Origin of the sequence: Enemella evansiae (assembly GCF_002250705.1) — a bacterium.
Taxonomy (GTDB): domain Bacteria; phylum Actinomycetota; class Actinomycetes; order Propionibacteriales; family Propionibacteriaceae; genus Enemella; species Enemella evansiae.
This window is the reverse complement of the sequence record NZ_NMVP01000034.1, coordinates 44,078-56,963: the sequence shown is the minus strand read 5'-3', so window position 1 is coordinate 56,963 and position 12,886 is coordinate 44,078. Positions and strand designations below refer to the sequence as shown.

The 12,886-nt window shown below is 68.7% G+C and carries 8 protein-coding genes; 6 read left to right on the top strand and 2 right to left on the bottom strand.

The features are described from left to right. Positions 1-207 precede the first annotated feature (207 nt). Entirely contained in the window at positions 208-1,695 is a 1,488-nt protein-coding gene (locus tag BI335_RS15735) for an LGFP repeat-containing protein (RefSeq protein ID WP_172421921.1), read from the top strand. Between the two features lies 1 nt (position 1,696). Then, a complete protein-coding gene (locus BI335_RS15730; RefSeq protein WP_094403929.1) occupies positions 1,697-2,104 on the top strand; it encodes a hypothetical protein in 408 nt (135 codons plus the stop codon). 138 nt (positions 2,105-2,242) lie between these two features. Here the strand turns inward: BI335_RS15730 and BI335_RS15725 are convergent, their stop codons facing one another. Then, a complete protein-coding gene (locus BI335_RS15725; protein WP_094403930.1) occupies positions 2,243-2,830 on the bottom strand; it encodes a hypothetical protein in 588 nt (195 codons plus the stop codon). Positions 2,831-2,949: 119 nt separating this feature from the next. Here BI335_RS15725 and BI335_RS15720 point away from each other — a divergent pair, with 119 nt between their 5' ends. Then, entirely contained in the window at positions 2,950-4,914 is a 1,965-nt protein-coding gene (locus BI335_RS15720) for a TIGR03960 family B12-binding radical SAM protein (protein WP_094403931.1), read from the top strand. A 60-nt stretch (positions 4,915-4,974) separates the two neighbouring features. After that, positions 4,975-6,987: an AAA family ATPase gene (locus BI335_RS15715; RefSeq protein ID WP_094428830.1), complete on the top strand. Its 2,013-nt coding sequence runs from the start codon at positions 4,975-4,977 to the stop codon at positions 6,985-6,987. Positions 6,988-7,000: 13 nt separating this feature from the next. Here the strand turns inward: BI335_RS15715 and BI335_RS15710 are convergent, their stop codons facing one another. Beyond that, positions 7,001-8,734 carry an NAD-dependent malic enzyme gene (locus BI335_RS15710; RefSeq protein WP_267489560.1) on the bottom strand — a complete coding sequence of 578 codons (1,734 nt, stop codon included), beginning with the start codon at positions 8,732-8,734 and terminating at the stop codon, positions 7,001-7,003. Between the two features lie 88 nt (positions 8,735-8,822). Between BI335_RS15710 and BI335_RS15705 the strand changes: the two genes are divergently transcribed. Then, complete coding sequence (locus BI335_RS15705; RefSeq protein WP_094432044.1) at positions 8,823-9,530, top strand: TIGR03936 family radical SAM-associated protein; 708 nt, start codon at positions 8,823-8,825, stop codon at positions 9,528-9,530. 293 nt (positions 9,531-9,823) lie between these two features. Continuing rightward, the gene (locus tag BI335_RS15700; protein WP_094432042.1) at positions 9,824-12,826 is read left to right on the top strand and encodes an Rne/Rng family ribonuclease; all 3,003 of its coding nucleotides are present in this window, start codon (positions 9,824-9,826) and stop codon (positions 12,824-12,826) included. Positions 12,827-12,886 lie beyond the last annotated feature (60 nt).

Below are 12,886 nucleotides of genomic sequence, written 5' to 3'. Positions count from 1 at the left end.
ACTCCGAGATCTGCAAGCGGGCCCAGTCCCCGTCGAGCACTGCCACCCCGTCGACAGGTACGATCGTCTGAGGGTTCAGCGGTTCCGCGCGCGGAACCGGTTCCCGGTTGTGTGAATGGCCCCATGGTGGTTGTCGCGCGACGGGACGCGTTTGGGAGCTTTTCTCAACGCTTCGATGTCTACCGGTGGTCGTCAGGGACTCCGCCGGTGAAGATCGGCGACTTCGATCTCCTCGCTCGGAAGATGGCTCTGCACCGAGTGTACGGAAACTATGTCCAGTATGACATCGAGTTGGAAGTGGAGCTGGTCAGGGCGTCATCGCCTGAAAGCACCCCGATGAACGTCGAACTGTCTGCAGGTGACAGGAACAGTCAGCTCATCGACACGCTTGGCGTCGGAAACGCCGGCAGTGTCGCGACCAATGTCTGGCGGGGTTACTGGACAGTTTCTCACACCGCGCCGCCCGGTGACATCTCCTTCTACTCTCCTTGGGTCAAACTTATCCCCACGCGTCCTGAATGGGTTCGAGGGCAAAATACCTCCGGCCTGGAGATGAACGATGGCAAGGTTCGCTGTGACAACGCAGTCCCCGGCGCACTTCCCGGTTGCGTCATCTGGGGGAACACCGCGACGTATTCGTTCAACCGTGACGATTTCCCCGAATACGCCGCCCAAGTGGAAGCCGCACGGCAGTCGGGCATTCCGGAAGTGCTGACCCGTCTCACGGATCCCGCTCGTGTAAAGGCAAATGGTAACGCGGCGTGTCCGCGAAGCATCCCCCGGGATGGGCTTGACTGCGATGAATACCCCTTCAGGAGCTCTTATCAGGGTGCCGCGGAGAATCCGGGTCCAGCACGATCGTTCCCGTGGTGCGGCCTCACCGACTCGGTTCGGACCGGTAGTTCCGGATTCAGCCGATGCCTGATCAATTCCGCGCAGAACCAGCTCGGCGGATCTTGGTTAAATGCCTACCTCTACGTCGGCGAGCGCGTTGTGGATAAAGAACCGTTCGTCGTCCGCTTCTACGGTGGGCCACCCATCTATGGGGCCATCCGTTCCAAGTACGACAGCTTCGGCGGTCTTCGATCCCGGCTTGCCTTTCCATTGGCTGGCGAGTTCTGCGGCCTACAGGGCGGCGGATGCGGCCAGCGGTTCAAAGGAGGTTTGATCTACTGGTCACCCGCATCCGGGGCGCACCCGGTGTACGGTGCGATCGGCGAGCGGTACAGGGAACTGGGATATGAGCGCGGCAAGCTCGGTTATCCCACCTCCGATGAGTTCTGCGGGCTCAAAGACGGCGGCTGCGCGCAGCGTTTCCAGGGTGGACTGTTGTACTGGTCGCCGGCCACGGGGGCCCAACCGGTCTGGGGCGCGATCCTGGACGCCTATGGCCAGGTCTCGTGGGAGAACTCCACACTGGGCTACCCCACCGGAGAAGAGTTCTGCGGGCTCAAAGACGGCGGCTGCGCCCAGCGATTCCAGGGCGGAATGATCTATTGGTCACCGGGCACCGGTAGCTGGCCCGTATGGGGCCGGATCCTGGACTACTACGCTGCCAACCGCTGGGAATCGGGACGATTCGGTTATCCGACATCGGGTGAGTCGTGTACGAACGGCCCCGGCTCGCGCACCTGCACCCAGAACTTCCAATGGGGTCCGATCATCTGGGACTCGGTCACCGGAACGAGAGGATGACATGCCCGTTCAGGTCTACTACCAGTACCACCAACTCGTATTTCGTGCCGAGTACCCCAGAGGGACGCCGAACCTCGCCGAGTTGCCGAGAAAGCCGTGGTTCGTCGAGTGGGCCGCACTTGCCAGCAATGAACCCGGTGACGACTCGGTGGCCTGGGCTCGCGTGCAGCTGCCCGAAGACTCCGGTGAGGTCACCATCCTCGTCGAGGATTTCGACTCTGACTCGTATTGGGCGGCTGCCGAGCGGGATGCGGGTGTTCTCGAACTGTTCGATCCACTGGGCGCCTCGGCCCTCGACGGGACGGGATGGCAGGAGGTGTTCGTGCCCGAGAAGCCCGGTGAACACGTCGTGCGCTTCTGGATGGACGAGGATCCAGACGTCCTGTACGTGGCATTCCGCCCGCTCTGAGGACACGACGATCGCGCCGGCTGTGACCCGGCGCAGACCGAGGCCGTCGAAGGCGAGGGAGAGGAGGTCCGCGGCCAACTCGGTGGCATAGCCCTGCCGCCCACCACCGACTATCCGGCCGATCCCAGGCGGGTGCGCTCAACCGGGTAGGTCGGCGAGGTCCCCGGTCCACTTCAACAACCCGGTACCCGACCCGCGCTCGCGGCCCAGCGCCAGCGAGAACGCCACATCGAAGTTGCGCTCGGAGATGATCTGCTTGGTCGACAGTCCGCGCAGGAACTCGGCGTTCGCGTGCGCCAGCGGCTGCGTCGCCTCGGCCCGGGTGAACAACCGGGCGAACTCCGCATCGTCGAGCTCGCCGGCGACCGCGCGCTTCGCCAGCTCCAGGTGCTCGGGGGCGTCCATCAACGCCAGGCCCTGCAGGGCGAGCACCTGCACCTCGCGCGGCACCCGGTCCCGGTACGCCGACCAGCCCAGCTCGGCCACCGCCCGGGCGTACAGATCCACATACATCGAGCGGAGCGCGTCCTGCGAGATCTCCTCGGGCCGGTCGACGTAGTCGATCACCCGGTTCACGATGCCGCGGTTGCAGGCCAGCAGGTCGGCATCGCTGCCCTCGATGGCGGTCTTGGTGAACAGGATCGGCTTCGAGTCGTCGGTGGTGCAGTCCAGGATGTCGGGCAACTGGGTGTACTCGATCGCAAAGGCGTCGGCGGCTCCGGTCATGGCGGCACGGTAGGGCGTTCAGGTGTCCATTGCGTGAACGCCGCGGGCCTCCCGCCACCGCTCGCTGTTCCGGAACGGGGCGGGCCCGTAAGCTTGGGTGCCTTATGAGTCCCGACCCGATGACCGCACCCTCGCCCGAGTCGATCTTCGATCGGCTGGAACCGCTGCTCGCCCAGGTGAGCAAGCCGATCCAGTATGTCGGCGGCGAGCACAACAGTGTCGTCAAGGACTGGGACGCCGCCGAGGTCCGTTGGTGCCTGATGTATCCGGACGCCTACGAGGTCGGCCAGCCCAACCAGGGCGTGGCGATCCTCTACGAGGTGCTCAACGAACGCGACTGGATCCTCGCCGAACGGACCTATTCGGTCTGGCCGGACATGGAGCAGGTGATGCGGGCCAACGGCCTGCCGCAGTTCACCCTCGACTCGCACCGCCCGGTCGGCGCCTTCGACGTGCTCGGGGTCTCCTTCGCCACCGAACTCGGCTACACCAACCTGCTGAACGCCCTCGATCTGGCGCAGCTGCCGATCCATGCCGCGGATCGGCGCGAGCACGACCCGATCGTGCTCGCCGGCGGGCACGCCGCCTTCAACCCCGAACCGATCGCCGACTTCATCGACGCCGCCGTGCTCGGCGACGGTGAGGAGATCTCGCTGAAGATCTCCGAGGTGATCCGCGAGTGGAAGGCCGAGGGGCGCCCGGATGGTCGCGACGGGCTGCTGCTCCGCCTCGCCGCCTCCGGTGGGGTCTATGTGCCGAAGTTCTACGACGTCAGCCATCTCGACGACGGCCGGATCCAGCAGGTCGCGCCGAATCGCTCCGGCGTACCGTTCCGGATCGCCAAGCACACCGTGATGGATCTGGACGCCTGGCCGTATCCGAAGAAGCCGCTGGTACCGCTCGCCGAGACCGTGCACGAGCGCTATTCGGTGGAGATCTTCCGGGGGTGTACGCGCGGTTGCCGCTTCTGCCAGGCCGGGATGATCACCCGCCCGGTCCGCGAACGCAACATCACCACGATCGGCTCGATGGTCGAGGACGGGTTGAAGGCCACCGGGCTGGAGGAGGTCGGCCTGTTGTCGCTGTCCAGCGCCGACCATACCGAGATCTCCGAGGTCGCCAAACAGCTCGCGGATCGCTACGAGGGCAGCAATGTCTCGCTCTCGCTGCCCTCCACCCGGGTGGACGCGTTCAACATCACCCTGGCCAACGAACTCACCCGCAACGGCCGCCGCTCCGGGCTCACCTTCGCCCCCGAGGGCGGCTCGGAGCGGATGCGCCGGGTGATCAACAAGACCGTGGACGAGGACGATCTGATCCGCACGGTCGCGACGGCGTACGCCAACGGCTGGCGGCAGGTGAAGCTCTATTTCATGTGCGGTCTGCCGACCGAGACCGATGAGGACGTGTTGGCGATCGCCGACCTGGCCAAGCGGGTGATCGAGACGGGCCGCAAGGAGGCCGGCACCCGCGATATCCGTTGCACCGTGTCGATCGGCGGCTTCGTGCCCAAGCCGCACACCCCGTTCCAGTGGGCGGCGCAGCTCGACACCGAGACCACCGACGCCCGGTTGGCCAAGCTGAAGGACGCCATCCGCTCCGACAAGCAGTTCGCCAAGGCGATCGGATTCCGTTACCACGATGGAAAACCGGGCATCGTCGAGGGCCTGCTGTCCCGCGGTGACCGGCGCGTCGGCAAGGTCATCGAGGCGGTCTGGCGCGACGGCGGCCGCTTCGACGGCTGGTCCGAGCACTTCTCCTACGACCGCTGGATGGCCTGCGCCGAGGCCGAGCTGGCGGCGTACGGGATCGATGTCGACTGGTACACCACCCGCGAACGCGACTACGACGAGGTGCTGCCCTGGGACCACCTCGACTCCGGCCTGGACCGCGACTGGCTCTGGGAGGACTGGCAGGACGCGCTCGATGAGGTCGAGGTCGACGACTGCCGGTGGACACCGTGCTTCGACTGCGGGGTCTGTCCGCAGATGGACACCGAGATCCAGATCGGCCCCACCGGCCAGGTGCTGCTGCCGCTGCCCACGGTTCGCCCCAGCGTGCTCGCCGACTCCGAAGCGACCTGAGTCGCTGGCCCCGGCACCGGTTAGCCTGACCGCGCGACGCCACCGGGAGTGAGGGATGAGTTGAGCGAGCTGGAGCTGCCGGATCACCTGAAGGTGCTGTTCACCGACGACCTCTACGTCGACATCCTCGGTGACCACGACCCGTGGGTGCTGCCGCCCGGGTGGCTCGATGACGCCCGGGAACGGGTCGCGACGATGGCCCGCGAGCTGCACCCGCAGCTGGTCTCGCGCAGCTCCGAGCTGCTCGGCCCCGGTGCGGTGCCGCTGTCGATCGTCACCCTGTTCAACCTGCAGGTCCACGTCGGTGGTGCCTACTCGACCTGGACCGGGCCGCTGCGGCTGCTGCGCTATGAACTGGTGACCGACTGGGCGATCGCCGACAAGCGCCCCGGTCCGGGCCCCTCGATGAACTATCTGAGCACCAGCTACCAGTCCTGGCCGATCGCCAGCCTGCCGTGGATCGACGGTACGCCGGGTCCCGAGGAGTGCCGGCAGGCGGCCGAGATCACCCATGCGGTGCTCGACCTCTATGCCGAGATCCCACAACTGAGCGAGCGGATGCGGATCGCCGGTGGCTTCCTGGACCGCGCGTTGGCCGACGAGCAGATCTTCGTGCCCGAGGGCCGCGGTATCTGGTTCGCCAACACCCTGCTGGGACCGGAGGACCACCACGCGCTGCCCGACTTCCTGCACCCGCAGGTCACCGCCGACATCTGGCAGCGGTTCGTGCAGGTGCACGAGCATCTGCACGCCGAGGTCGACGGCGGCCCGGAGACCGGGGAGGTGCTGGCCACCCTGGCGAAGGCGCACGGGCGCGCGGAGCTGAGCCCGGCCTTCCTCCGCGCCGCCGGTGTCGGTGTCGTCACCGAGGCCGACGACCGGTTGACGCGGCTGGCGGACTACGACCACTCGACCTGGTCGGGTCGGCTGCGGCGCTGGCTGGTCCGGGCGATGGTCAACGGGCAGGTCGACGCCTGCCGTGCCTGGGTGGGGGCGTACTCGGCCCTGGACGCCGCCAGCGGTGCGGACAACGCACTCGTCTTCGCCAAGGCATCGGTCACCGACGGTTTCCTGCAGGACTTCCGCTCGGTGTTCGACAGCGCCGCCGCCCGGCGTACCCGCGAACCGGCGTGGCAGCGCCGCGCCAACGAGCGGCGCGCGGCACCGCTCGCCGTCCGGGCCGTCGACGAGGGCGCGGCGGCACCCGCCCCGCTGACGGTCGAACCGGTCAGCGACCTCGACCCGCGGACCGAGCTGGACAACCTGGTCGGGCTGGCCACGGTGAAGGACCGGGTGAACCGGCTGGTGGCCGAGATCCAGGCCGACCGGATCCGGATCCAGGCCGGGATGCAGGTCCCGGCCCGGTCCCGACACATGGTCTTCATCGGTGACCCGGGGACCGCCAAGACCACGGTGGCCCGGATCCTGGCGCGGTTGTACGCCGAGCTGGGCGTGTTGGAGCGCGGTCACCTGGTCGAGGCGGCCCGCAGCGACCTGGTGGGGGAATACATCGGGCAGACCGCGCCGAAGGTGGAGGCGGTCTTCGAACAGGCCCGCGGCGGGGTGCTGTTCATCGACGAGGCGTACTCGCTGATCCCGAAGGATTCACCGCGCGACTTCGGCCACGAGGCGGTCGCGACCCTGCTGAAGCTGATGGAGGACCACCGCGACGAGGTGGTGGTGATCGTCGCCGGCTATCCGGTCGAACTGCGGCACTTCCTGCAGGCCAACTCGGGGCTGGCGAGCCGGTTCCCGGTCACCATCGAGTTCCCCGGTTACGGGGATGACGAGCTGATGGAGATCTTCGGCCGGCTGCTGCGGGCGAACTCCTTCGTCGCCGGGCCCGGGTTGCTGGAAGCGATCCGGGTCGGGCTGCCGTCGCCGCGGCCGCAGGGGTTCGGCAACGGGCGCCACGTCCGGAATCTGTTCGAGGAAGCCATTTCCCTGCAGGGGGTACGCCTGGTCGGGCTCGGCCAGCCGACACCGGAGCAGGTCCGTACGCTGCTGCCGGAGGATCTGCCCTCGGACCCGGGTCGGCAGAGCGACCCGGGCCCGATCGGCAACTATCTGTGAGTCGAGCCCGGGCTCAGTTCCGCCGGGTCGGGGTGAACTCGTTGGTGACGACCTCGATCGTCGGGTACTGCGGCTTCCACATCCGGGCGTAGATGTCCTGAACCGGGTTCTCGAGGGTCTTCTGGGCCACGCCGTCCTTGACCGCGGCCCCGGCGACCCTGACCGCGACCTCGGCGGAGACCGCGCGCAGGTCGGTCATCGGCGGCAGCACCGGGGCGCCGCGCTTGCTGGCATCGGTGATCTCCGCGACCGCTTCGGCCGCGGCGGCGATCATGTGGTCGGTGACCCGGCTGGCCTCCGCGACGATCGCACCCAGCCCGATGCCGGGGAAGACCAGCGCGTTGTTGGCCTGCGCGATCTGGTAGGTGGTGCCGTCCAGGGTGACGGGCTGGAACGGGGAGCCGGTGGCCATCAGCACGTTGCCGTCGGTCCAGGTCAGCAGATCGACCGGCAGTGCCTCGGAGAGCCTGGTCGGGTTCGACAGCGGCATGATCACCGGCCGCGGGCAATGGGCGTACATGCTGCGAACGATCGGCTCGGAGAACGCACCGGGCTGGGCCGAGGTGCCGATCAGCACGGTCGGCTGCACCCGGTCCACGGTGGTCGCCAGATCCGCGGTCTCCCCGGTGAGGCCCCAGTCGGACAGCTCGGCCGCCGCCCGGGCGTACGGCTCCTGGAAGGGCCGCAGCTTCATCCCGGTGTGCAGCAGGCCGCGCGAACCCAGGCACCAGAACCGCCTGCGGGCCTCGTCCTCGCTCAGCCCGTCGCGCACCATGATGTCCACCAGCAGATCCGCCACCCCGATCCCGGCGGTGCCGGCACCGTGGATCACGAACTTCTGGTCGGCCAGCTTCTCGCCCTTGGCCTGCACCGAGGCCAGCAGGGCGGCCACCACGACGGCGGCGGTGCCCTGGATGTCGTCGTTGAAGGTCAGGTAGTCCTCGCGGTAGGTCTGCAGGATCCGGTGCGCGTTCGAGGCGCCGAGATCCTCCCAGTGCAGCAGTGCCTTGGGGAACATCCGGTTCGCGGTGCTGACGAAGCGCTCGACGAACTGGTCGTACTGCTCACCGCGGACCCGGGCGTGCCGGACGCCGAGGTAGGCCTCGTCGTTGAGCAGTTCCATGTTGTCGGTGCCGACGTCGAGCACCACCGGCATCACCCGCAGCGGATGGATCCCGGCCGCGGCGGTGTAGACCGACAGCTTGCCGACGCAGATGCGGATCCCGCCGACACCCTGGTCGCCGATGCCGAGGATGCCCTCGGAGTCGGTGACCACGATCAGGTCGACGTCCTCGGCGCTCTGGCCGCCGGCCTGCAGGGCCTGCTCGATGCCGTCCGGGTCGTCGATGGACAGGAAGATCCCGCGGGGACGGCCGAACCAGGTCGAGTACTGCTGGATCGCCTCACCGATGGTCGGGGTGTAGATGATCGGCAGCATCTCCTCCAGGTGCGCCGCCAGCAGGCGGTAGAAGAGGATCTCGTTGCGGTCCTGCAACTGGGTCAGATAGATGTTCTTGCTCAGGTCGTCGGGCTGCGCGGAGTACTGCTGGTAGGTCCGGGCGACCTGGGTGTCGATGGAGCTCACCGCGGGTGGCAGGAGGCCGGTCAGGCCCAGCGCGTTGCGCTCCTCATGGGGGTACGCGGTGCCGAAGTTGATCATCGGCCGGTCCAGGATCTGGCGACCGCGGATCGCGATCTCGACCTTTTCGCCGTTCTCGTCGGAATGAAAGCTGAATTGACGTGCCACGGACGCGACTCTAGTTCCCCCGGCGACCTCGGGGACAGTCGGGAGCGGGAAGCGTGATCCGCACCGCATCGGGCTACGCTGCTCTGTCGTGGCAGGGACGAAGCGCAGACAACCCGAACAGCAGGCACCCCCGGTGCAGAAGCTGCGGATCCGGTACGCCAAGCGCGGCCGGGCGCGCTTCACCAGCCACCGCGACTTCTCCCGCGCCTTCGAGCGGGCGCTGCGCCGCGCCGCGATCCCGATGGCCTACTCCTCGGGTTTCAATCCGCATCCGCGGGTGTCGTTCGCGAATGCCTCCCCGACCGGTGCCGCCACCGAGGCCGAGTACCTGGAGATCGGCCTCGCGGCGCGCTGTGACCCCGAGGCGGTGCTCCGCGAACTGGGCGCGGCGATGCCGCCCGGGCTGGATCTGGTGCAGGTGGTCGAGGCCGGCCCCGGTGCGCTGGCCGACCGGCTCACCGGGTCGGCGTGGCGGATCGGCTGGGCAGGATTCGACGAGGCGGTGGTGGGCGCGGCGGCCGAGAAGCTGCTGGCGGCCGATTCGGTGCTGGTCGAACGGCTCACCAAGAACGGCATCCGGGAGTTCGACGCGCGCGCCGCGGTGGTCCGCCTCGAGGTGGGCGAGGGTGCGCTCGATCTGCTCAGCCGGCACCAGGTGCCGCTGGTCCGTCCCGACGACGTGCTGCAGGCGATGGCCCGGGTCGATGAACGCTTCGAGGTGCCGCCGGCGGTGCTGATCACCCGGCTGGCGCAGGGCGAGCTCGGACCCGACGGATTGGCCGACCCGCTGGCCTGAACCGGGCCGCTCGCCGACACTTCGATCGCGGAACTGGGGCATTGCGCTCCGATGTGGGATACTTGGCCGCAGGTTTGGGGGCACCGCCGGTGCTCCTCGTCCTGGAATCGGTGTTCTCGTGGGGTGACAGACCACGATCCGGTCCCGACCGCGACGCCTGGCGACCGCGGCAGACCACACGACCACGACCGGGACGGACTGAAAGCTTCTGCAGCGCCGTCTGCCTGCGCCACCTCGGTGAGCGCCCGCGGTGCGCAGCCGTACGCCGGCCCCGGCCGGTCGAAGGAGAGCGAATGCTCGAAGACCAGAACAACAACACAGCTGCCGACGACGACCTGCCCCGCCCGCCCAGCGGTCGGCGTTCCGCCAGCCGCCCCGCCGGTCCGCCGGCCCCGATCGAGAGCAAGCCCGCCGAGCCCGCGCCGGTCGAGACCCCCGCAGCGGCCCCGGAGCCGGTGGCGCCGGAGGCGCCGGTGTCTGGATCGAGCGACGGGACGACCACCGAGGAGGCCGCCCCCCGCAAGCGCGCCAGCCGCAAGAAGGCGGAGGCGCCCGCTGCCGAGGCGCCGCGCCGAACGCGGCGTAGCCGCAAGACCGCCGAGCCCGCACCCGAGGGGGGCGAGCAACAGGCCGCCCTCACCGCCGAGCCCGCGCCCGCCGAGTCCGGTGACCAGGCCGAGGCGCCCGCCGCCGAACCGGCCCGCCCGGCCCGCAAGCGCACCACCCGCAAGAAGGCCGCCGCCGCCGAACCGGTGGCCGAGGAGCCCACGGTCGAGCAGCCCGCCGCCGAGGAGCAGCCCGCCGAGCAGCAACCGACCGAGGCGTCCGTCGCCGAGCAGCCGGCAGCCGCCGACCAGTCCGAGCGGTCCCGGGCGGCGCTGGCCAATCCGTTCCAGCCTCCGCAGCCGGTCGAGACCCCCGCCGCCGAGGCGGATGATGCGGAGGACGGCGACGAGGAGGAGACCGAGGGCGAGGAGCCCGAGGGCAGCGACCACGCCGAGTCCGAGGACCGCGACAGCGAGGACGACGATTCCGAGTCCGAGGACTCCGATTCGGACGACTCGGACTCCGATGCCGACGACCAGTCCAATGGCGGCCGCCGGCGTCGGCGCCGCCGGGGTGGTCGCCGCCGCCGTCGCGGTGGGTCGGGGGATGACAACGACAACGCCTCCGACGACTCGGGGAACACCGCCCAGGAGTCCGGGGACGGTGCCGACACCGCCGATTCCGGTGCCAAGGACGACCAGGCCAAGGACGACGACTCGAAGGACTCCGACTCCGACTCCGGCTCCGATGATGCGGACGAGCAGTCCTCCGGTGGACGGCGTCGTCGGCGTCGTCGGCGCCGCCGCGGTGAGGCCGGCAGCAACGATGACGACGAGAACGTCGAGGTCGTCGACCGGGTCCGCGAACCGCGGCGCAACAAGTCCGACCGGTCCTCCGACGAGGTCACCGGGATCGAGGGCTCGACCCGGATGGAGGCCAAGCGGCAGCGCCGCAAGGAGGGCCGCGCCGCCGGCCGGCGTCGCGCACCGATCCTGTCCGAGGCCGAGTTCCTGGCCCGCCGCGAGTCGGTGGAGCGGACCATGGTCATCCGGCAGAACGAGGAACTCTCACAGATCGGCGTGCTCGAGGACGGCGTCCTGGTCGAGCACTACGTGGACCGGGCCTCGGCCACCTCGCTGATCGGCAACGTCTACCTGGGCAAGGTGCAGAACGTGCTGCCGTCGATGGAGGCCGCCTTCATCGACATCGGCCGCGGCCGCAATGCGGTGCTCTACGCCGGCGAGGTCGACTGGGACTCCTTCGGCGCCGACGGCCAGAACCGCAAGATGGAGAAGGTGCTCAAGTCGGGTCAGTCGATCCTGGTGCAGGTCACCAAGGACCCGGTCGGCGCCAAGGGCGCCCGGTTGACCAACCACATCTCGCTGCCCGGGCGTTACATCGTGTACGCCCCCGGCGGTCACCTCTCCGGGATCTCGCGCAAGCTGCCCGACAACGAGCGCAAGCGGCTCAAGGACATCCTGGCCGAGCTGGTCGGCGACGACGCCTCGGTGATCGTCCGGACCGCCGCCGAGGGCGCCTCGACCGAGGAGCTGGTGCGCGATGTGAACCGGTTGAAGGCCCAGTGGGAGGCCATCGAGAAGAAGACCGGTGGGTCCGCGCCGCAGCAGCTCTACGCCGAGCCCGACGCCACCGTGCGGATCGTCCGGGACCTGTTCACCGAGGACTTCAGCAAGCTGGTCATCGACGGCAACCAGGCCCAGAACGATGCGTACGACACCGTCACCGCCTATGTCTCGCACGTCGCCCCGCACCTGTCGGAGCGGATCGAGAAGTGGGACCGCGATCAGGGTGACATCTTCGCCGCGCACCGGGTCGACGAGCAGATCGCCAAGGCGCTGGAGCGCAAGGTGTTCCTGCCCTCGGGTGGTTCGCTGATCATCGACCGCACCGAGGCGATGACGGTGATCGATGTCAACACCGGCAAGTTCACCGGCTCCGGTGGCAACCTCGAGGCGACCGTCACCAGCAACAACCTGGAGGCCGCCGAAGAGGTGGTACGCCAGCTGCGGTTGCGCGACATCGGCGGGATCATCGTGGTCGACTTCATCGACATGGTGCTGCCGAGCAACCGGGAGCTGCTGCTGCGCCGCCTGGTGGAGTGCCTGGGCCGCGACCGGACCCGGCACCAGGTGGCCGAGGTGACCAGCCTCGGTCTGGTGCAGATGACCCGCAAGAAGATCGGTACCGGGCTCGCCGAGGCGTTCACCGAGTCCTGCGAGACCTGCAAGGGCCGCGGCTACCTGATCCACGACATGCCGGTGGAGACCCAGGCGCCGTCCGACGGCGGTGACCGGCACGGTGGCCGTGGTGGTCGTGGTGGCCGCAACCGCGGTGGCGATCAGAACCGGCGCGGCAAGGACAAGTCGGAGAAGAACGACAAGAACGACAAGTCCGGCCGGGGTGAGAAGAAGGATCGTTCGGAGAAGAACGACCGCGATGAGTCGAATGATCGCGGTGACAAGAACGGTCAGGACCGCTCGCGGCAGAACGGCCAGCCGCAGCAGCAGGAGCACAAGGCGCCGGAGCACAAGGAACCGGAGCAGCCGGAGACCCCGGCGCACGCGCACAACGGCCAGTCCGACCGGACCGAGCAGCCCGATCAGCAGCCGGCCCAGGTCACCGGTCAGACGATCGTGCAGCCCCCGCCGGTACCGGATCCGGTCCCCGCGGCCGAGCCCGCCGACGCGCCGCTGCAGGCCCCGGAGCCGTCCCAGCAGTCCCAGGGCTGATCACTCCGCGATCCAGCGAATCCAACAGCCATCCCCCTCCTCCTACAGGGCCAGGGGGAT